Source organism: Gordonia polyisoprenivorans NBRC 16320 = JCM 10675, assembly GCF_000241325.1.
GTDB classification, from domain to species: Bacteria; Actinomycetota; Actinomycetes; order Mycobacteriales; family Mycobacteriaceae; genus Gordonia; species Gordonia polyisoprenivorans.
Window position 1 is genome coordinate 24081 of record NZ_BAEI01000091.1, and the last position, 19139, is coordinate 43219.

Below are 19139 nucleotides of genomic sequence, written 5' to 3' on the forward strand. Positions count from 1 at the left end.
CTGTCCGGCACCGATCTCCTCGTCCGGGGGGCTGATACCGGTATTCGCGTCGAGACCGACGCTATCGACATCGTCCGATGGCCACCACGACCGATTCGCGAACGGCGAGATGATCGTTGCGGTCATGGCGCGCACCCGGCGGAGGGTGATGGTTCGGTGTCCTATCGTGAAGGGCGTGGACCTGCCCCATCTGCGCTACTTCGTCGCCGTCGCCGAGGAGCGCAGCTTCACGCGAGCCGCCGCCCGGCTGCACATGGCGGGTTCGCCGCTGAGCCAGCGCATCAAGGATCTCGAACGCGAGTTGGGCACACCGTTGTTCATCCGCGCGCACCACCGGATCGATCTCACCGATGCCGGCGAAGCGCTGCTACCGCGGGCCCGCGACATCCTCGACCGGGTGGACGCGTTGCCGGCGGTCGTGGCCGATGCGCAGCGGCACGCCCTGCGGCCCGCGGTGATCGGGATCGCGCCGGAGGTCACGCCCAGCGTGCGGGACAACGTTCTCGACACGCTCGCCGACCGCCACCCCGACATCGCCGCGCAACTGCTGCCCGCGAGCACCGCACCGCTGTTGCGAGACCTGCGCGCCGGGGCGGTGGATGTCGCACTCGTCCACGGGCCCGTCGACGGTGAGGGAATCGACAGCCTGCTCCTCGAACGCAGCCCGGTCGGTGTGGCCGTCGGCTCCAAGATCGTGGCGGGACAACCCGATTCGATCACGCTCGGCGAACTGGCGCACGTGCCGTTCGCCTCGATCAACCACGAGGCCGCACCCGAGATCTACCGCAACCTCGACCGGCTGCTCGACCGGCACGGCGTCCGTAAACGAATCACGTTGCCCGACGATAATTTCGCCGGCCTTGCACATCTGGTTGCCAGCGGACAGGCCTTCACCCTCATCTCCCTCGGCGAGGGCATCGGTGGCCGGATGTTCGCCGGTGAGGCGGTGCAGGTCATCCCGTTGCGTGACACCCGCGCGCACATCAGCACCGTCGCGGTGTGGTCCCACCGACGCGCCGAGGCCGAACCGCTGATCGCCGACCTCGTGGACGTGGTCCGCGCGCTGCGCTGAACAGGTCCTCCGACGATCCTGAACGGGTCAGCCGATGAGGCCGTCGCGTCGCGCCCGGTCGACGGCAGCGGTTCGTGAACGTACACCGAGTTTGGAAAAGATGTGCACGAGATGGGATTTGACGGTCATCTCGCTGAGCAGCAGGCGTTTGGCGATCTCCCGGTTGCTGTGTCCGGCGGCGACCTCGACGAGCACGTCGATCTCGCGCGCGGTGAGCACCGCGTCGGCCGGCGCCCGCATCCGTGACATCAGCCGCGTGGCCACCATGGGCGACAACGCGCTTTCGCCGGCAGCTGCGGCGTGCACCGCGGCAATGAGTTCGGTGGGTGGGGTGTCCTTGAGCAAATAGCCCGACGCGCCGGCTTCGATGGCCGCGAGGATGTCGGCGTCGGTGTCGTGATTGGTGACCACCAGCACCCGGGGCACCGGTCGCAGCGTCAGCAGTCGTCGGGTGGTCTCCACCCCGGACAATCCCGGCCCGAGCCGCAGATCCATCAACACCACGTCGGGTACGGGAGCGGGCGGCGTGCACCGGGCGATCGCCTCCTCACCGGTGGCGGCCTCCCCGACGACCCGGATGCCGTCGGACTCGGTGAGCAGCGCACGCAGACCGGCTCGCACGATCGCATGGTCGTCGGTGATCAGGACGCAGATCGGAGGCTCCGCGGACGAGTCCGGGTCGGTCGGTGCGGTCATCGGAGCGCGGGCTCGACCCGGAAGCCGACCGCAACGGAGGTGTGGCCGGGTTCGGAGACGACGTCGAGGTCGCCGCCGAGCTCGCGCACGCGTCGGCGCATCGTCGTCAGACCGAAGCCCGACGCGGCGTCGGCGTCGAAACCCGCTCCGTCGTCGACGATGTCGAGATGGACCTCGTCGGAGCTGTAGGTGAGCGTGACCCGCAGGACCTTCGCCCGCGCATGCTGCACGACGTTGCCGATGGCGCTCTGTGCCACCCGCACCAGCGCCGCCTCGACCGGCATGGGCAGCCCGAACGGCTCGCCGTCGACGACGAGGCGGGTACTCAGGCCGTGACCGCCCGCATCATCGGTCACCCGTTGTAGTGCCGCGCTCAACGAGCGTCCGTCCAACGGTGCCGGAGTGAGTTCGTCGATGAGTCTTCTGGTCTCGCCGAGGGCGTCGGCGGCCGCGGTACGCGCGGTGTGCAGCTCCGGCGAATGTCCACCGGCCCGGCGTTCGGCCGCGTAGATGAGCATCTGGATGCTCGACAGACTCTGTGACACCGTGTCGTGGATCTCGCCGGCGAGTCGCTCCCGTTCCCGTGCCCGCCCCACTTCCCGCTGTTCGTCGGCGAGTTCGGCTCGGGTGGCGAGCAGTTCGTCGATGAGGAGTTGCCGGCTGCGTACCTCGTCGAAGAGTCGTTGATAGCCGGCCGTGATCACCACCGCCACCGCGGCCCCGAGGATCGGTCCGATCGCCGCGGCGACCGACCAGCCGTTGTGCAGACCGAAACCCACCACCGCGGCCACCGTGGACATGGCGACACATGCGGTGCCCCAACGCATCCCGGCCAGATGCAGGTAGAGGAAGAACATCACGAACACCAGGTAGACGGCCTCGCCGCTGACGGACAGGCAAGCCAGCCACACGAGGCTCAGCGCCGCGAGCCACCACCAACCGGCACGGCTCGAGCGCACCAGCACCATGCCCGAGGCATAGATCGCGAGCCACAGTGCGGCCAGTGCCACCGCCGCCTCCGACGTCGCGCCGCCGCTGCCCACCGCGCGGACCGCGACCACCACCGCGAGCACGGCGGCCATGGTGTGCAGGGCCGCGCGCAGGGCGGTGAAGACCGGGGCCAACGGTGAGGAGTGCATGTCGATTCAGTTTATCGGCGGTGCACTGCCGCGCATCCATCGAAAGTGCGAGTCGCCGGTGCCGAACGATGCACCCCGTGACCCTCCAACTCTCGACGCGCCGCATCCCCGATGCCCGCCACACTGGCAACCGACCACCGAAAGGACTCTCCATGTTCGTCGCCATTCGTGATCTCCGAAGAGCCAGAGGACGATTCGCGCTCATCACCCTGGTGGTGGTGCTGGTGTCGGTGCTCGTCACCTTCCTGGGCGGACTCACCGCGGGATTGCGCCACCAGAACATCTCCGCCCTGCAATCACTGCCCGGTTCGATGATCGTGTTCGCCGACACCGGGTCCGCGCCCTCCTTCGATCAGTCGGTGCTGACCACCTCGCAGATCGCGACCTGGCAACACCGTGCCGAAGACGTGGTGCCCGTCGGCATCTCGCGAGACCGCGCGACCTCGACCACACATACCGATCCGATGCCGGTGGTGCTCTTCGGCCTCGGCGGAAACGACCGCCCGGTCACCGGCACCGTCGATGTCGCAGCGCCGATCGCCTCGTCTCTCGGGCTCCGTGGAGGCCAGGCCATCCAGGTCGGCGGGCGGACGATGACCGTCGGACGAATCGTCGGCGACCAGTGGTACGCCCACAGCCCGGTCATCTACCTGCCCATCGACACGTGGCGGGACCTGGCACCGCAGTTCGGCGCCGCCACGGTACTCGCGGTGACACCACGTGTCGGCACCGATACGCAGTCCGTGGCCGCCTCGAGTGGCACCACCATCCGCTCCGGGTCCGATGCGCTGTCGGCGTTGGCGTCCTACAGCGCCGAGAACTCGTCGCTGACACTGATGACGGTGATGTTGTTGCTGATCTCAGCACTGGTCATCGGTGCGTTCTTCACCGTGTGGACCGTGCAACGCGTCCCCGACATCGCGGTACTCAAGGCGCTGGGGGCGTCCACCGCCTCGTTGGTGCGCGACGCCCTCGGCCAGGCCGTGCTCATCCTGGTCGTGGGGTGCGGCCTCGGTGTGGCGGTTGCCGTCGGCGGCGGCACCCTGCTGGGCTCGATCCCGTTTGTCGTGACCGCCTCCACCACCCTGTTGCCCGCGCTGGCCACCATCGGACTCGGCGTCCTCGGCGCCGGTGCGGCACTGCGTTTCCTCATCACCACCGATCCCCTCACCGCACTCGGGAGCAACCGATGACCACGCCACGACGCGTACCGACCCTGACGCTGCAGCACGTGACGATGAGCTATGCCGATGGCACCGGCCACCTCACCGCCCTCGACGACATCGAGGCAACCTTCGACGCCGGGACGACCAGTGCCGTCACCGGGCCGTCGGGATCCGGGAAATCCAGTCTGCTTGCCGTGGCCGGAGCGCTACGCCGTCCCGACAGCGGACGTGTTCTCCTGACCCAACGCAGCTCGCACCGTTCGGCAAGTGGCTGCGGGACAGTCGATCTGGCGCAATTGCGCGCGTCTGCGGCCACCAGGGTGCGCCGCGAGCGCATCGGCCTGGTCTTCCAGCAGCCCAATCTGCTGCCGTCGCTGACGGTCCTCGAGCAACTCCAGGTGACCGCACATCTCGGACAATCCCGGATCGTCGGCGCAGCCCGGCGCCGCGCCACCACTGCTCGGGCCCGAGACCTGTTGGTCGCCGTCGGTCTGGACGGGATGGTGCACCGGTTGCCTGCCCACCTTTCCGGCGGACAGCGTCAACGGGTCAACATCGCGCGGGCATTGATGAACGAGCCCGACCTCTTGTTGGTCGATGAGCCCACCTCGGCGCTCGACACCGAGCGTGGGGCACAGGTGCTCTCGATGCTGATCGACCTCACCGCCGCCACCGAAACCGCAACGATTCTGGTCACCCATGATCGGACGCATCTCGCCCGGATGGACGCCGTGTATCGGATGGTCGACGGCGTTCTGTCGCCCAGTGACGCTGGACACACCGACAGCAGGCGGTCTACTGTCGGCGCCAGATAGTCAATTAATTGACCAAGGAGTCGTGATCGAATGCACCCGTTCCGCAAAGCGGTGGAAAACCGGGACATGGCAGCCGTCGACGAGCTTCTCGCCGAGGACGTGACCTTCATCAGTCCGGTCGCTTTCGCGCCCTATCAGGGCAAACCGATCACCGCGGCCATCCTGCGTGGCGTGTTCCGGGTGTTCGAGGACTTCCGTTACGTCAAGGAGTTCGGTGCGCCCGGAGCGCCCGACCATGCCCTGATGTTCGAGACGACGGTGAACGGCAGGGCGATCACCGGCTGCGATTTCCTTCATCTCGACGCCGACGGCAAGATCGACGAGTTGATGGTGATGGTCCGACCGTTGTCCGGGGCCACCGCACTCGCCGAGGCGATGGGGGCGCAGTTCGACCGGATTCGCGCCGAGGCCGAAAGCGGAGCCCACAGCGGATAGGCGCGCCGTGCTCAGTGCGTCGTCTCGGTCCGGTCGAGGCGCGCGGACAGGACGTCGGCTGCACGGCGACACCACGCCGCATTCTCCCGCTCGAAGGCGATGCCGCGCAGCCCCGTGAGATACGGTCCCACGCGCGGACTCTCGGCCAGGTACCGGTCCTCGGACATCTCCCCACGCATCTTCGCGAGCAGCGATTCGATCAGCTCGGCCTTGGCCAACGCGTGCGCCCGACGGGCATGCAGGGTCTCGATCAGGGTGGCCGCCTCGCCGACATCGCACGCCCGCACCTTGACCAGCAGATCGTCGCGCACGAAGGTGGGTTTGGATGCGGCCGAGACGAAGTCGACGAGTGCGGCACGCCCGGTGTCACTCAGGGTGAAGACGCGCTTGTTGGGTCGGCCCTGTTGGGTCACCTCACGACCGCGGATCAGGCCGTCGGCCTCCAGACGCGACAGTTCGGCATACAACTGTTGTGGCGTCGCGAACCAGAAGCTCGCAACCGCCACGTCGAAGGTCTTGGCCAGTTGATACCCACTGGCGCCGTCGTCGAGGAGTTCGGCGAGGATCGCGTGACGCAACGACATGCCCCCAGAGTAGTCAACAAATTGCCCCTATTGGGTATTGAGCCGGGCACCGTCGCGGGATACCGTCGAGGAACGCGCCGCTCGCCCACGATGGTCGGCGCCTCACGCGCCGCGAAGGAGAACGATGAAACTCGGACTGCAGCTGGGATATTGGGGTGCGCAGCCGGCACCGAACCACCACGAACTCGTGCTCGCCGCCGAGGAATCCGGGTTCGACGCGGTCTTCACCGCCGAGGCGTGGGGCTCGGACGCCTACACCCCGCTGGCCTGGTGGGGCGCCTCGACGCAGCGGATGCGGTTGGGCACGTCGGTCTTGCAGCTCTCGGCGCGCACGCCCACCGCCTGTGCGATGGCCGCCCTCACCCTCGACCATCTCTCCGGTGGCCGGCACATCGTCGGCCTCGGTGTGTCGGGTCCGCAGGTGGTCGAGGGCTGGTACGGGCAGAAGTTCGAGAAGCCGTTGGCGCGCACCCGTGAATACATCGACATCATGCGGCAGGTGTGGGCGAGACAGGCACCGGTGGTCAGCGACGGTCCGCACTACCCGCTGCCCTACACCGGGCCCGGTGCGACCGGACTGGGCAAGCCGCTCAAGCCGATCGTTCACCCGCTGCGGGCCGACATCCCGGTGATGCTCGGCGCCGAGGGACCGAAGAACATCGCTCTTGCCGCGGAGATCGCCGACGGCTGGTTGCCGTTGTTCTACACGCCACGGATGGCCGACACCTACAACGCGTGGCTCGACGAGGGATTCGCCCGGCCCGGCGCCCGCCGCAGTCGGGAGGACTTCGAGATCTGCGCGACCGCCCAGATCGTCATCACCGACGACCGCGACGCCTCCTACGCCGCGATCAAACCGTTCCTGGCTCTCTACATGGGCGGAATGGGCAGCGAGGACACCAACTTCCACGCCGAGGTCTACCGGCGCATGGGCTACGGCGAGGTCGTCGACGAGGTCACCTCGCTGTTCCGGTCCGGGCGCAAGGACGACGCCGCGGCGATCATCCCCGACCAGGTGGTCGACGATTCGGCCATCGTCGGCGATGTCGATCATGTCCGGGAACAGATCGCGGTCTGGGAGAAGGCAGGCGTCACCACGATGCTGGTCTCGCCGGGCAGTGTCGAGGAGGTGCGCCGTCTGGCATCGTTGGTCGCCGAGACCGCGTAGGTAGTAGCGTTGCGCGGCATGCGCATGCTTCGAGGAGTCCTCGCATCGATCGCCCTTCTCGCCGTGGTGATGGTGGCCGGATGTGGCTCGTCCGACGACGAGCCGCCGAGTTGGTCACTGAACGGATCGACCGGACGGGTCACGGTAACCGGGGCGAAGAATGACACCTCCGCCCCGCAGGTGTCGGTGACCACGCCGTTCGCGGTTACCGAGACGCAGGTGCACACGTTGAGCGGCGGTGACGGCCAGACCGTCGGGCAGGGCGCCAACGTCACCGTCAACTACGTCGGCGTCGACGGACGCACCGGACTGCAGTTCGACAGCAGCTACACCCGCGGCCAGCCCGCGCAATTCTCACTGGCACAGGTGGTTCCGGGATTCAGCAAGGCGATCGCCGGCCAGCGCGTCGGCTCCACGGTCGCGGTGGCGATCGCCCCCGCCGACGGCTACCCCGACGGCAATCCGTCGGCTGGCATCAACGCCGGGGACACGTTGGTCTTCGCGATCGTCATCGTTTCTGCCGACGGCTGAGCCGTCAGGCGCCGACGTAGTCGGCGAGGTGGCGGCCGGTGAGTGTGGTTGACTCCGAGACCAATTGGGCCGGGGTGCCGGTGAACACCACCTGACCGCCATCGTGTCCGGCTCCCGGTCCGAGGTCGATGATCCAGTCGGCGTGGGCCATCACGGCCTGGTGGTGTTCGATGACGATCACCGATTTCCCGGCGTCGACCAGGCGGTCGAGTAGTCCGAGCAGTTGCTCGACATCTGCCAGATGCAGCCCGGAGGTGGGTTCGTCGAGGATGTAGACATCACCCTTCTCCCCCATCTGTGCGGCCAGTTTGAGGCGCTGACGTTCCCCGCCGGACAGTGTGGTCAGCGGTTGTCCGATCCGTAGATAGCCCAGCCCCACGTCGGACAGTCGCTGTAGGATCTTGTGTGCAGCAGGTATTTTCGCGTCCCCGTCGGAGAAGAACCGCTCGGCCTGGGCCACCGACATCGCCAGTACCTCGTCGATGTCGGCACCGCCGAAGGTGTAGGTGAGTACCTCGGCCTGAAATCGCTTGCCCTCGCAGACCTCGCAGATCGTCGAGACCCCGCCCATCATCGCCAGATCGGAATAGACGACGCCCGCACCTTTGCAGTTGGGGCATGCGCCCTCCGAATTGGCGCTGAACAGAGCCGGTTTGACGCCGTTGGCCTTGGCGAACGCCTTGCGGATGGGCTCGAGCAGGCCGGTGTAGGTGGCGGGGTTGCTGCGCCGCGAACCCTTGATCGCAGCCTGATCGATGCTGACGACGCCGTCGCGTCCGGCCACGGATCCGCCGATGAGCGAACTCTTCCCCGATCCGGCGACGCCGGTCAGTACCACGAGCACACCGAGCGGGATGTCGACGTCGACATCGCGGAGGTTGTGGGTGTCCGCGCCACGGACCTCGAGGATGCCGGTCGCCTCACGCAGGGTCGCCTTGAGTGTGGCGCGGTCGTCGAGGTGGCGGCCGGTGAGGGTGTCGGCGCCGCGCAGTCCCTCGACGCTGCCCTCGAAGACGATCTGACCACCCTCGGTGCCCGCGCCCGGGCCGATGTCGACGACGTGGTCGGCGATCGCGATGGCCTCCGGTTTGTGTTCGACGACGAGCACCGTGTTGCCCTTGTCGCGTAGTTGTCGCAGGAGATCGTTCATCCGCTCGATGTCGTGCGGATGCAGCCCGATCGTGGGTTCGTCGAAGACATAGGTGACATCGGTCAGAGAGGAGCCCAGATGACGGATCAGCTTGGTGCGCTGAGCCTCTCCGCCCGAGAGCGTGCCTGCCGGTCGATCCAGGGAGAGGTAGCCCAGACCGATGGCGACGAAGGAGTCCAGCAGTTCCGACAGTGAGGTCAACAGCGGACTCACCGATGCCGTCGACGATCCCTGCAGGCTGCGCACCCAGTCGGCGAGGTCGGTGATCTGCAGGGCGCAGACGTCGGCGATGCTGCGACCGTCGATCTTCGATGATCGTGCGAGTTCGGACAGCCGCGTGCCGTCGCAGTCGGGGCACACGGTGAAGGTGATCGCGCGGTCGACGAAGGCTCGGATGTGCGGCTGCATCGCCTCCCGGTCCTTGGCCAGCATGGATTTCTGGATCTTGGGGATCAGGCCCTCGAACGTGACGTTGATGCCCTCGACCTTGATCCGCTTGGGTTCGGAGTAGAGCAGGATGTCGAGTTGTCGTTTGGTGAACTTGGCGATGGGTTTGTCGGGGTCGAAGAATCCGCACTCGCGATAGATGCGCCCGTACCAGCCGTCCATCGAGTAGCCGGGAATCGTCAGTGCGCCCTCGTTGAGGGATTTCGTCTCGTCGTAGAGGGCCGTCAGGTCGAAGTCGGAGACCTCGCCTCGCCCCTCGCATCGCGGACACATCCCGCCCGTGATGCTGAACTCCCTGCGTCCCTTGACTTTTCGGCCACCGCGTTCGATCTCGACGGCCCCGGCACCCGACACCGAGGCGACATTGAACGAGAACGCCTGCGGCGAACCGATGGCCGGCTCGCCGAGACGACTGAACAGGATGCGCAACATGGCATTGGCGTCGGTGGCGGTGCCGACCGTGGACCGCGGGTTGGCGCCCATGCGTTCCTGGTCGACGATGATCGCCGTGGTCAGGCCCTCGAGCACGTCGACGTCGGGCCGGGCCAGGCTCGGCATGAAGCCCTGGACGAACGCACTGTAGGTTTCATTGATCATCCGCTGCGATTCCGCGGCGATCGTCGCGAACACCAGCGAGCTCTTCCCCGACCCCGACACCCCGGTGAACACCGTCAGGCGCCGTTTGGGGATCTCGACGTCGACGTTGCGCAGGTTGTTCGCCCAGGCGCCATGCACCCGGATGATGTCGTGGGTGTCGGCGGGGTGGGGCGTCGATCTCGTCGGCGTCCGGCTCATCGGCTCTCCGTTGCGGTCGGGCTTCTCTGGTGGGATGGCAAGGTCTCGGGCGTCACGTGGCCCGGGCGTCAGGGAGTCTGGTTGATGCGCAGCAGGTTGCCCGTCGGGTCGCGAAATGCGCAGTCGCGCACACCGTACGGTTGGTCCATCGGTTCCTGGATGACCTCGGCCCCGGCAGCTTGGAGCTTGTCGAACACGCCTTGGAGGTCGTCGGTGGCCAACGTCAGTGCTGCGCCGTAGGTGCCCTTGGCGATGAGATCGAGGATCGTCTCCCGCTCCTGTTCGGTGATGCCGGGATCGACGGCGGGCGGGTGGAGCACGACAGCGGTCTGCGGCTGGTTCGGGGGCCCCACGGTGAGCCAGCGCATGCCGGAGTAGCCGACGTCGTTGCGAACCTCGAATCCGAGGGCGTCGCGATAGAACCCGAGTGCCGCGTCGGGATCGGTCTGTGGGAGAAAGGTGTAGGCAATGGTGATGTCCATGCCGACAACGCTAGCGGCGCCCGGCCGGTGAGACTTCTCGATTCCTGATCGGTCTGGTGATCTGTGTGGCCAGACACGTCGGAATGCCCAGGGTCTCGTCCGCGGCGCGACGGCGATACTCGGTGGGCGACATACCGACGAGCTCGGTGAAGCGGGTGCTGAAGGTCCCCAGAGACGAACAGCCCACGCCGAAACAGATGTCGGTGACCGACAGATCGCCTCGCCGCAGCAAGGTCATCGCGCGTTCGATACGCCGCGTCATCAGGTAGGAGTACGGCGATTCACCGTATGCGCGCTTGAATTCGCGACTCAGATGTCCCGCCGACATCGCGATGCCGCTCGCAAGCGCCTCCACATCGAGAGGGTGTGCGTAATCGCGGTCGATCCGGTCGCGCACCTGTCGCAGGCGGCGCAGGTCTGCCCGGCGCCGGTCGCGGTCTGGTTTCGCGGTCACATGGACGATCCTCGCACAGTTGACAGCACGTATTCGTTCAGTGCGTGCCCCGGGATCGTAGGTAGACATCGGCATCGAAGCGCAGGACCGCCACCCCCGCCTGATTCACCAGTTCGGTCGTATAGGTCACCAGGCCACGGCCGCGCGGGTCGAGGTCGACGGATTCGATCCGCATGGATCCCGACAATGTGTCCCCGGGACGTACCGGCGCCAGGAACTCCATCTCCCGGAGCCGGCGTCCGGCGATCACGCTCCACGAGGTCAGGACCGAGCTGACCGCGAGTCGCTGCGCGATCGCGAGACTGTGGATTCCGCTGGCGATCAGACCACCGAATGCCCCCGACTCCGCGGCTGCCCTGTCGACGTGAAACGCCTGCGGATCCCACTGCGACGCGAAGTCGACGAGTTCGGACTCGGAGACCGTATGAATGCCCAGTTCATGGCGTTGACCAGGCTGGAGATCGTCGGCGTACACGATGGGATCGGTCATCGCTGGGTCGGCTCCTCGGGTGTGCGGCGGCATGATGTCGGGCGGGCTCGGCGTCTCGTGCGAATTCTTTCCGACGATGTGTAACGCACTCGCCACCCTCGACGATCTCACCTATGACTCCGACCGAGAGTGCCAGACCCCCGACCCGGCATTCTCGATCGGAGTCTCTTGTTGTGGTGGGCTCCTCTGTTCTGGTGGGCCTCCCGCCCTGTGCGTGGCTGAGACGTATCGGTAGGTTCGTTCCATCAGGGTGTTGCGCTGCGGCGTGGCCCGACCATCGGACAGGGGGTATCAACTGATGACGACCACCAGGATTCCGGTCAGCATCGATCGGGCATGGCACGTCGGCGCAGACGGGGTGAGCTACCCACCCGAGCCGTGGTATCTCGGTGGCGACGCTCTCATGTCGGCGTTCGTCGTTCCGCGCGCCGACCTACCAGCCGAGGCGTTCGGCGTCATCCCCTCCGGAGCCCGCCTGCTCACGGTGGCGGGCAAGGTACTCGTCGTCGCCGCCGTCCTGCACTACACCGAGGGCGGGGTCCTGCAGTACGAAGAACTGCTCACGACCTATCCGGTGGTCTCGCCACGTCACGGTGTGCGGGTCAGCATTCCCGACATCTGGGTGACCAGCCCGAACTCGCGCACGGGCGGACGCGAGCTCTGGGGAATCCCCAAGCACCTCGGCGAGTTCACCCGCGAACGATCCGGCCGCCGGATCACCACCGCGATGACCGTGGACGGCCACGATGTCGCGGCACTCGATGCGCGGCTGGGACCGCGCCTGCTTCCCGGAACGCATCAGATCCCCCTACCGACCGCCCAGGTCCTCGACGGTCGTAGCTCGTGGTCGACCAACCGGATCGTCGCCCGACTCCGCACCGCGCGGGCGCAGTGGTCCTTTGCACCCGACGGACCACTCGGGTATCTCGCGGGTCGTCGTCCCCTGATCACCGTCGCCACCACCGACGCCGCGATCTTGTTCGGCACCAAGGTCACTCACGACTGACCGACCTCTCCCCCGACCGGAATCGTTTCCGGGACGTGGCCCCGACGTTGTCCTCCGGGCACAAACGCGCGTCCGAACTCTGGCTCGTGAGACCGTTCCACATCACATCACCCCTTTCTAGTGTCATAAGTCACAGACATGCGAAAGGGTATGCACCAGTGATCAGTTCCTCGTTCTTCGCCTGGGATCTCCGCGAGCGTGGCGACGCTCCGTGCGTCGCCGATGACACCGTCGACCTCACCTACCGCGGCTTCGCCGACCGGGTCGATGCATGTGCCCAGAAGCTGCAGCGACTCGGCGTCCGGCATGGTGACGTCGTGGCGACGGTCCTGCCGAACCGTGCCGAACTGCTCGTCGTCCTGATGGCCGCGTGGCGTCTGCGCGCGGTGGCGACCCCGGTCAACCCCACGTTCACCGCTGACGAGATGCAGTATCAGTTCGCGGATTCCGGCGCGGCGGTCGTCGTGTCCGACGTCGCGGATCTGCGGGCCGACAGGCCCGTGCTCCACGTCGACGACCTGTCTCCGGCCCCCACCCCGGGGTGGCGGGCGCCGACCGAGCCCGCCGACGCCGACGATGCCTTGCTGATCTATACCTCCGGATCGACGGGACGTCCCAAGGGAGTTCGGCTGACCCACGCGAACCTGCGCTACATGGCCACGGCAATGGCACACCACCTCGAGCTCGACGCCGACGATCACGCATTACTGATCCTGCCGCTGTTCCACGTGAACGCGATCTGCGTGAGCTTCCTGGCGCCGATCCTGGCCGGCGGACGACTCAGCATCACCGGACGGTTCTCGGTCTCGAGGTTCTTCGACGACGTCGAACGTCTACGACCCACCTACTTCTCGGCCGTACCGACCATCTATGCACTGCTGGTCTCCCATCCCGACCTCGAGCGTCGGGCTCGGACGCTCGACTCCCTGCGTTTCGCGATCTGCGGCGCCGCACCGATTTCCGCAGAACTTCTCGATCGCGTCGAGAACAGCCTGCGGATACCGATTCTCGAGGGCTACGGACTCACCGAGGGCACCTGCGCATCGACGTGCAACCCGCGTCACGGGATACGCAAGCTCGGCACCGTGGGGCCGGCCATCGAGGGCCAGCGCATCCATGTGGTCGGAGCCGACGGCGCGGACCTACCCACCGGTGACGTCGGTGAGGTGGTCATCACCGGACCCAATGTGATGCGCGGTTACCTCAATCGTCCCGAGGACACCGCGAAGACCGTCGGCGAGGGTCGGCTGCACACCGGCGACGTCGGCCGACTCGATGCCGATGGTTATCTGACGATTGTCGACCGCATCAAGGACTTGATCATCCGCGGCGGAGAAAACCTGTACCCCAAGGAAATCGAGAACGCCCTCGCGACCCACCCGGGAGTACTCGAGTGCGCGGTCGTCGGCGCACCCCATCCGGTGTACGGAGAGATCCCGATCGCCTTCGTCGTCACCTACCCCGACCACACCATCGACGACGACGACCTCACGCGGCATCTCGGCTCGCTGGTGACGAGGGCCAAGATCCCCGAGTCGATCCACATCGTCGAGGCCCTCCCCCGAAACCCGGTGGGCAAGATCGACAAACCAGCTCTCCGCCGGCAATTCGCAACGCCGACAGCGTTGTAGCGCGCGCTGTTGTAGTCCCCGCGCAATCGCATTCTCCCTCCCCCCGAACCGGCCGCACGACGGCGTCGGGTCGGCCGAACGCGTCCGCACCCCGAAACCACCCACCAATTTCGCTTCACCCCGAAGGAGTACCCATGGGATTCACCACCCCGGATTTCCCGCCCGTGGAACCGGAGACCTTTCTCGACAGGCCGTTTCTCGACCGGCTGCGCGTTCTCGGCGCGCACTGGGCCGAATACGGCTTCGGCACACCCAAGATGGTGCACACGATCTACCTGATCAAGGTCGGCGTGCTGTATATCGTTGCGGGACTGTGTATCGCGACGTTCAGTTCGGGACTCAACGTTGTCGACGTCGGTTCCTGGTGGAACGAACTGATCGTGTATCAAAAGGTGGTCCTGTGGACCGTCCTGCTCGAAACCCTCGGGCTCGGCGGGTCGTGGGGTCCGCTGGCCGGCCATTTCAAACCGATGACCGGTGGGTTCCTGTTCTGGTTGCGGCCGGAGACGATCCGCCTGCCACCGTGGCCGGGACGCGTACCGTTCACCAGAGGTGATTCCCGAACTGTCGCCGATGTCGTGATCTACGCGGCAATCCTGATCACCATCGTTGTCGCACTGGCACTCCCGGGCGTTGCGTCATCGTCGATGAACTCGGTCGTCGCCGGTGATCACGGCGTGGTGAATCCGGTGGTGCTCTACCCGCTGATCGCGCTCTTCGTGGTCATCGGGTTGCGCGACAAGGTGATCTTCATCGCGGCACGGTCCGAGCAGTACCTGCCGGCACTGGTGTTCTTCGCCTTCCTGCCCTACGTGGACATGATCCTGGCGCTCAAGCTCCTGATCGTCACCGTCTGGGTCGGCGCCGGCATTTCCAAACTGGGACATCACTTCTCGATGGTCATCCCGCCGATGCTGTCGAACACCCCCTGGTTGCCGTTCCGGTCGATCAAACGCGCCCACTACCGCGACTTCCCGCACGACATGCGACCGTCGCGCCTCGCCTCGGGAGTCGGGCACGTCTTGGGCACCATCGTCGAGATCGTGACTCCGTTGGTGCTGCTGTTCTCCACCAACAAGTGGCTTACGCTGGCGGGCGTGGTGCTGATGGTCTGCTTCCACCTGTTCATCTTCTCCACCTTCCCCCTCGCGGTACCGCTGGAGTGGAACATCCTGTTCGCCTACGCGTCGATCTTCTTGTTCTGGGGACACCCCACGTGGGACGGTTTCGCGCTGACCGACACCACCATGCCGTGGGTGCTCGCCCTGATCGCCGCAGCGCTGTGCTTCTTCCCGGTGCTGGGCAATCTCCGCCCGGACCTCGTGTCGTTCCTGCCGTCGATGCGGCAGTACGCCGGGAACTGGGCGTCGGCCACGTGGGCCTTCGCACCGGGCGCCGAGGACAAACTCGACCAGTGCGTGGTGCGCTCATCGAAGAACACCAGGACCCAGCTGCTCGCGTCGTATCCACCGGAGGTCGCCGACGTCGTCATGCACCAGATGATGGCGTGGCGTTCCCTGCACAGTCAGGGGCGTGCGCTGTTCTCACTCATGATGCGTCACCTGGGCGACGACATCGACACCTACACTCTGCGAGAGGCCGAGTTCTCGTGTAATTCGCTGGTGGCCTTCAACTTCGGTGACGGACACCTGCACGACGAGAAGATGATCGCGGCCCTGCAGCGCCGTTGTGACTTCGCGCCCGGTGAGTTCACGATCGCCTGGATCGAGTCGCAACCCATCCACAAGGGCACCCAGCGCTACAAGGTGATCGACGCGGCGCTCGGGGTCATCGAGACGGGCACCTACCGGGTCGCCGACGCGGTTGCCGAGCAGCCGTGGTTGCCCAATGGGCCGATCCCGGTGCAGGTCGACTGGACGCTCGACATTGACGCCCGCCGCGCGCTCACCGATCCTGAGATCGTGACCGAACCCCGGATGCGCTCGACACCCTCGCGGCAGGTGCAACCGTGACGACTGCCGTCGTCGTCGGCGGCGGGCCCAACGGGCTCGCCGCCGCCCTGCATCTCGCCCGCAACGGCGTCGAGGTCACCGTCCTCGAGGCCGCCGACGAGGTCGGCGGGGGTAGTCGGTCGGGCGAGCTGACCGAACCGGGCCTCATCCACGATCACTGTGCGGCCTTTCACCCACTGGCAATGGGTTCGCCGTTCTGGCGCAGCGTCGGCCTGGAGTCCTACGGCTTGACCTGGTGCCTCCCGGAGATCGACTGCGCCCATCCCCTCGACGACGGGACTGCCGGACTCCTGTACCGCAGCATCGATCGGACCGCCGACGGACTCGGCCCCGACGGCCTGCGTTGGCGGCTGGCCCTCGGTGACCTCGCGCGCGGCTTCGACGAGCTCGGCGAGGATCTCCTTCGTCCGGTCGTACATCTGCCGCGGCATCCGTTGCGGCTGGCGGCCTTCGGGCCGCGTGCGGTATTGCCCGCGACCGTGATGGCCCGCTGGTTCCGTACCGATCGCGGTCGCGCGCTGTTCGCCGGTATCGCGGCGCACGCGTTCACCCGACTCGACCGGCCGCTCACCGCTTCGCTGGGCATGATGATCGCGGCGAGCGGACATCGCCACGGGTGGCCGGTCGCCCGAGGGGGTTCCGGTGCGATCGCCACCGCCGCGGCGGCCGCGATCGGTGACCACGGCGGCAAGATCGAGACCGGCACACTGGTCTCGGCGCGCTCCGACATCCCGTCCGCCGATCTGGTTTTGCTGGATCTCTCACCCGCGCAGGCACTCTCGATTTATGGTGACCAGATGCCGGCCAGGGTGAGACGCGCGTTGCAGCGTTACCGCGTGGGATCGTCGGCGTTCAAGGTCGACTACGCCCTCGACGGCGACATCCCCTGGACGACTCCCGACTGCGGACGCGCGGGCACCGTTCATCTCGGTGGTGATGCCTTCGAGGTGTGGCACACCGAGCGGCAGCGGGCCGCCGGGATCATGGTGGACAGGCCGTTCGTCCTGCTCGGGCAGCAGTATCTCGCCGATCGGTCGCGCAGCCGCGGCGGACTCAATCCGATCTACGCCTACGCCCACGTACCCCGCGGATACGACGGCGACGCCACCGACGCGGTGACCGCCCAGATCGAACGTTTCGCCCCCGGATTCCGCGATCGGATCGTCACCGTGCGCAGTACCGGTACCCGTCAATTGCAGTCCTACAACCCCAATTTCGCTCTCGGAGACATCATCGGCGGAGCCAATGACGGGCTGCAGATGCTGGCGCGCCCGCGACTATCGGCGAACCCGTACGCGCTCGGCGTCGACGGGGTCTATTTGTGTTCACAGTCCACCCCGCCCGGCGCGGGCGTGCACGGCCTGTGCGGTTATCACGCTGCGTCGGCGGCCCTGGCATCGTTGCGGGGGCGCCGATGACCGAGGTCGATGGCGATCGAGGGACGCAGGCGCGTGCGCGGCTGGCCCGCATGCCTGCGACCGCCGATGCCGAGTTGCAGGAGGTGGTCACGGCGATCGCGCGCCGGCTCCGCGCGCAGGAGGCGACCATCGTCGCGGATCTGACCGCCATGATGGCCCGCGAGATCGACCATCTCGACGCGGATCCGAAGCTCGTCGAGATGCTCGAGGCGAGTGTGCACGGCAACGTCTCGACGATCATCCACGTTCTCGCCAACGACATCCCCGTCGATCATCTGCAGCCGACGACCGCCGCGGTCGAGTACGCGCTGCGCCTCGCGCAACGCGATGTGCCGTCGAATTCCCTTGTGCGCGCCTATCATCTGGGCCAGAACGCGGTGATGTTGTTGTGCTATCAGATGATCGGTGAACTGGAGCTGGACGCGGACCGGGCGATGGCGGTGACCCGACACATTTCGGGCGTCATGTTCGGCTACATCGACTGGATCACCCTCTATGTGTTCCAGGCGTACGAGGATGAACGCCGCCGATGGCTCGGCGCCGACGCCACGCTGTCCTCGACCGCGATTCGTCGCGTTCTCGACGGCACCGACACCGACGGCCGCACCTTCACCGAGCAGACCCGATACCGGCTGGACCGCCCGCATCTCGCCGCGATCATCTGGTCCGACGACGACGGTGTGGATCTCCGGCGCCTGCACCGCGGCGCCGAGGAACTCGCGGTTCGCCTGCGCGCCGACGGGCCTCCGATCCTCACGGCCGTGGACCGGTCGACGATCTGGGTCTGGTTCCCGCTGCGCACGGCGTCGAGTGAGCGTGCGGTCGGTGAGATCGACCTGCCACCTGGACTCCGGGGTGCGTTCGGTCTGGTCGGTGCGGGCGTCGACGGATTCCGTCGCAGCCATGAGCAGGCTCGCGGGGCCTATGCGGTGGCGATCATGCCCGGCAGCGGCACCGGATCGATCGTGGGATTCGCTGACCGCGGAGTCGCCATCGCCTCGCTGCTCGCGCAGGATCTGCCGGCCACCACGGCCTGGGTGCGGGAGGTGCTCGGTGGTCTCGCCGACGATTCACCCACGGCGGCGACGCTGCGCGAGACGCTCTCGGTCTACTACGCGACCCGAGAGAGTCATCTGCATACCGCGACCCGCCTCAACCTGCATCGCAACACGGTAAAGTACCGCGTCGGCAAAGCGCTGGCCGAGGTACCCGGACATCGCGACCGGCTCGATCTCGCCCTGGCGTTGACGGTCTGTGAACTGTTGGGGCCCAGCATCATCTCCGGTCCGGCCTGACCCGACCGGGGCCATCGGCGGGACGCAGGGCCCACGCGGGCACCCAGTGGGTGACCGACTCCTGCCGGTCGCGTGCGCTCAGGGTGTAGGTGACCTTGCCGTACCACTCTCCCCACTCCGACAGCCCCCACTCGGTGAGGACTCCGGTGGCGACTTTCCGGATCTGCAGGCCGTCGGGATGATAAGTGCCACTGTGGTGCGGGGTCTGCGGATACAGCGCGTTGAGATCGATCAGCACCGCCCGGTGGCCGACGCGCACGAAAGCAGGCCGGTGGGGTCGCCCGCTGTCGCCGCCGATCCGAGCCATACCCACGCATCCGATCATATGTTCGATTGCTGTCGTTTATCCAACCGGCGATGCGGGTATCCCGCCGTCACGGAGACGATTCGAG

General features: G+C 66.8%; 19 protein-coding genes. 11 read left to right on the plus strand and 8 right to left on the minus strand.

Annotated features, from left to right (window positions below; genetic code table 11):
• Nucleotides 1–175: 175 nt before the first annotated feature.
• Nucleotides 176–1072 carry a LysR family transcriptional regulator gene (locus GOPIP_RS25600; protein ID WP_238534903.1) on the plus strand — a complete coding sequence of 299 codons (897 nt, stop codon included), beginning with the start codon at nucleotides 176–178 and terminating at the stop codon, nucleotides 1070–1072.
• Nucleotides 1073–1099: 27 nt separating this feature from the next.
• On the opposite strand, the gene GOPIP_RS25605 is transcribed toward GOPIP_RS25600, so the two are convergent.
• On the minus strand, nucleotides 1100–1768 hold the full coding sequence (locus GOPIP_RS25605) for a response regulator (RefSeq protein ID WP_006372769.1): 669 nt from the start codon (nucleotides 1766–1768) through the stop codon (nucleotides 1100–1102).
• Nucleotides 1765–2907: a sensor histidine kinase gene (locus tag GOPIP_RS25610; RefSeq protein ID WP_006372770.1), complete on the minus strand. Its 1143-nt coding sequence runs from the start codon at nucleotides 2905–2907 to the stop codon at nucleotides 1765–1767. The genes GOPIP_RS25605 and GOPIP_RS25610 overlap by 4 nt, the downstream gene beginning before the upstream one ends.
• A 152-nt stretch (nucleotides 2908–3059) precedes the next feature.
• Between GOPIP_RS25610 and GOPIP_RS25615 the strand changes: the two genes are divergently transcribed.
• The 3 genes from GOPIP_RS25615 to GOPIP_RS25625 are packed head-to-tail and all read left to right on the plus strand — an operon-like array spanning nucleotide 3060 to nucleotide 5323.
• Nucleotides 3060–4100 carry an ABC transporter permease gene (locus GOPIP_RS25615; protein ID WP_006372771.1) on the plus strand — a complete coding sequence of 347 codons (1041 nt, stop codon included), beginning with the start codon at nucleotides 3060–3062 and terminating at the stop codon, nucleotides 4098–4100.
• Nucleotides 4097–4888, plus strand: a complete 792-nt coding sequence (locus GOPIP_RS25620; RefSeq protein WP_006372772.1) for an ABC transporter ATP-binding protein — start codon at nucleotides 4097–4099, stop codon at nucleotides 4886–4888. Before GOPIP_RS25615 ends, GOPIP_RS25620 begins: the two co-directional genes overlap by 4 nt.
• 30 nt (nucleotides 4889–4918) lie before the next feature.
• Nucleotides 4919–5323 (plus strand): nuclear transport factor 2 family protein, encoded by a 405-nt coding sequence (locus GOPIP_RS25625; RefSeq protein WP_006372773.1) that lies wholly within the window; start codon nucleotides 4919–4921, stop codon nucleotides 5321–5323.
• A gap of 11 nt (nucleotides 5324–5334) precedes the next feature.
• On the opposite strand, the gene GOPIP_RS25630 is transcribed toward GOPIP_RS25625, so the two are convergent.
• Nucleotides 5335–5907: a PadR family transcriptional regulator gene (locus tag GOPIP_RS25630; protein ID WP_006372774.1), complete on the minus strand. Its 573-nt coding sequence runs from the start codon at nucleotides 5905–5907 to the stop codon at nucleotides 5335–5337.
• A gap of 124 nt (nucleotides 5908–6031) precedes the next feature.
• Here GOPIP_RS25630 and GOPIP_RS25635 point away from each other — a divergent pair, with 124 nt between their 5' ends.
• Both GOPIP_RS25635 and GOPIP_RS25640 read left to right on the plus strand, forming a co-directional pair.
• The gene (locus tag GOPIP_RS25635) at nucleotides 6032–7075 is read left to right on the plus strand and encodes an LLM class F420-dependent oxidoreductase (RefSeq protein WP_006372775.1); all 1044 of its coding nucleotides are present in this window, start codon (nucleotides 6032–6034) and stop codon (nucleotides 7073–7075) included.
• Nucleotides 7076–7093: 18 nt separating this feature from the next.
• Nucleotides 7094–7606, plus strand: a complete 513-nt coding sequence (locus GOPIP_RS25640; protein WP_020171302.1) for an FKBP-type peptidyl-prolyl cis-trans isomerase — start codon at nucleotides 7094–7096, stop codon at nucleotides 7604–7606.
• A 4-nt stretch (nucleotides 7607–7610) separates the two neighbouring features.
• Here the strand turns inward: GOPIP_RS25640 and GOPIP_RS25645 are convergent, their stop codons facing one another.
• The 4 genes from GOPIP_RS25645 to GOPIP_RS25660 form a co-directional block, all read right to left on the minus strand.
• On the minus strand, nucleotides 7611–9998 hold the full coding sequence (locus GOPIP_RS25645) for an ATP-binding cassette domain-containing protein (RefSeq protein ID WP_006372777.1): 2388 nt from the start codon (nucleotides 9996–9998) through the stop codon (nucleotides 7611–7613).
• Between the two features lie 68 nt (nucleotides 9999–10066).
• A complete protein-coding gene (locus GOPIP_RS25650; protein WP_006372780.1) occupies nucleotides 10067–10480 on the minus strand; it encodes a VOC family protein in 414 nt (137 codons plus the stop codon).
• A 10-nt stretch (nucleotides 10481–10490) separates the two neighbouring features.
• On the minus strand, nucleotides 10491–10934 hold the full coding sequence (locus tag GOPIP_RS25655; protein ID WP_006372782.1) for a helix-turn-helix transcriptional regulator: 444 nt from the start codon (nucleotides 10932–10934) through the stop codon (nucleotides 10491–10493).
• 37 nt (nucleotides 10935–10971) lie between these two features.
• A complete protein-coding gene (locus tag GOPIP_RS25660) occupies nucleotides 10972–11520 on the minus strand; it encodes a MaoC/PaaZ C-terminal domain-containing protein (protein WP_035728872.1) in 549 nt (182 codons plus the stop codon).
• Nucleotides 11521–11722: 202 nt separating this feature from the next.
• Between GOPIP_RS25660 and GOPIP_RS25665 the strand changes: the two genes are divergently transcribed.
• The 5 genes from GOPIP_RS25665 (at nucleotide 11723) to GOPIP_RS25685 (ending at nucleotide 18747) form a co-directional block, all read left to right on the plus strand.
• Nucleotides 11723–12430 carry an acetoacetate decarboxylase family protein gene (locus GOPIP_RS25665; RefSeq protein WP_006372786.1) on the plus strand — a complete coding sequence of 236 codons (708 nt, stop codon included), beginning with the start codon at nucleotides 11723–11725 and terminating at the stop codon, nucleotides 12428–12430.
• 161 nt (nucleotides 12431–12591) lie between these two features.
• Nucleotides 12592–14061, plus strand: a complete 1470-nt coding sequence (locus tag GOPIP_RS25670) for a class I adenylate-forming enzyme family protein (protein ID WP_370530214.1) — start codon at nucleotides 12592–12594, stop codon at nucleotides 14059–14061.
• A gap of 134 nt (nucleotides 14062–14195) precedes the next feature.
• Nucleotides 14196–16034: a DUF3556 domain-containing protein gene (locus GOPIP_RS25675; RefSeq protein ID WP_006372788.1), complete on the plus strand. Its 1839-nt coding sequence runs from the start codon at nucleotides 14196–14198 to the stop codon at nucleotides 16032–16034.
• Nucleotides 16031–17452: a phytoene desaturase family protein gene (locus GOPIP_RS25680; RefSeq protein ID WP_006372789.1), complete on the plus strand. Its 1422-nt coding sequence runs from the start codon at nucleotides 16031–16033 to the stop codon at nucleotides 17450–17452. Before GOPIP_RS25675 ends, GOPIP_RS25680 begins: the two co-directional genes overlap by 4 nt.
• Nucleotides 17449–18747: a PucR family transcriptional regulator gene (locus GOPIP_RS25685; RefSeq protein WP_006372790.1), complete on the plus strand. Its 1299-nt coding sequence runs from the start codon at nucleotides 17449–17451 to the stop codon at nucleotides 18745–18747. The genes GOPIP_RS25680 and GOPIP_RS25685 overlap by 4 nt, the downstream gene beginning before the upstream one ends.
• On the opposite strand, the gene GOPIP_RS25690 is transcribed toward GOPIP_RS25685, so the two are convergent.
• Nucleotides 18728–19054 carry a hypothetical protein gene (locus GOPIP_RS25690; RefSeq protein ID WP_006372791.1) on the minus strand — a complete coding sequence of 109 codons (327 nt, stop codon included), beginning with the start codon at nucleotides 19052–19054 and terminating at the stop codon, nucleotides 18728–18730. The genes GOPIP_RS25685 and GOPIP_RS25690 overlap by 20 nt on opposite strands.
• Nucleotides 19055–19139: the final 85 nt, after the last annotated feature.

Bases quoted from the DNA above. Each gene is read 5' to 3' on its own strand.
- GOPIP_RS25615 (WP_006372771.1), top strand. From the start codon at position 3,060: ATGTTCGTCGCCATTCGTGATCTCCGAAGAGCCAGAGGACGATTCGCG.
- GOPIP_RS25640 (WP_020171302.1), top strand. From the start codon at position 7,094: ATGCGCATGCTTCGAGGAGTCCTCGCATCGATCGCCCTTCTCGCCGTG.
- GOPIP_RS25645 (WP_006372777.1), bottom strand. From the start codon at position 9,998: ATGAGCCGGACGCCGACGAGATCGACGCCCCACCCCGCCGACACCCAC.
- GOPIP_RS25620 (WP_006372772.1), top strand. From the start codon at position 4,097: ATGACCACGCCACGACGCGTACCGACCCTGACGCTGCAGCACGTGACG.
- GOPIP_RS25610 (WP_006372770.1), bottom strand. From the start codon at position 2,907: ATGCACTCCTCACCGTTGGCCCCGGTCTTCACCGCCCTGCGCGCGGCC.
- GOPIP_RS25635 (WP_006372775.1), top strand. From the start codon at position 6,032: ATGAAACTCGGACTGCAGCTGGGATATTGGGGTGCGCAGCCGGCACCG.
- GOPIP_RS25685 (WP_006372790.1), top strand. From the start codon at position 17,449: ATGACCGAGGTCGATGGCGATCGAGGGACGCAGGCGCGTGCGCGGCTG.
- GOPIP_RS25650 (WP_006372780.1), bottom strand. From the start codon at position 10,480: ATGGACATCACCATTGCCTACACCTTTCTCCCACAGACCGATCCCGAC.
- GOPIP_RS25630 (WP_006372774.1), bottom strand. From the start codon at position 5,907: ATGTCGTTGCGTCACGCGATCCTCGCCGAACTCCTCGACGACGGCGCC.
- GOPIP_RS25675 (WP_006372788.1), top strand. From the start codon at position 14,196: ATGGGATTCACCACCCCGGATTTCCCGCCCGTGGAACCGGAGACCTTT.
- GOPIP_RS25665 (WP_006372786.1), top strand. From the start codon at position 11,723: ATGACGACCACCAGGATTCCGGTCAGCATCGATCGGGCATGGCACGTC.
- GOPIP_RS25605 (WP_006372769.1), bottom strand. From the start codon at position 1,768: ATGACCGCACCGACCGACCCGGACTCGTCCGCGGAGCCTCCGATCTGC.
- GOPIP_RS25625 (WP_006372773.1), top strand. From the start codon at position 4,919: ATGCACCCGTTCCGCAAAGCGGTGGAAAACCGGGACATGGCAGCCGTC.
- GOPIP_RS25690 (WP_006372791.1), bottom strand. From the start codon at position 19,054: ATGGCTCGGATCGGCGGCGACAGCGGGCGACCCCACCGGCCTGCTTTC.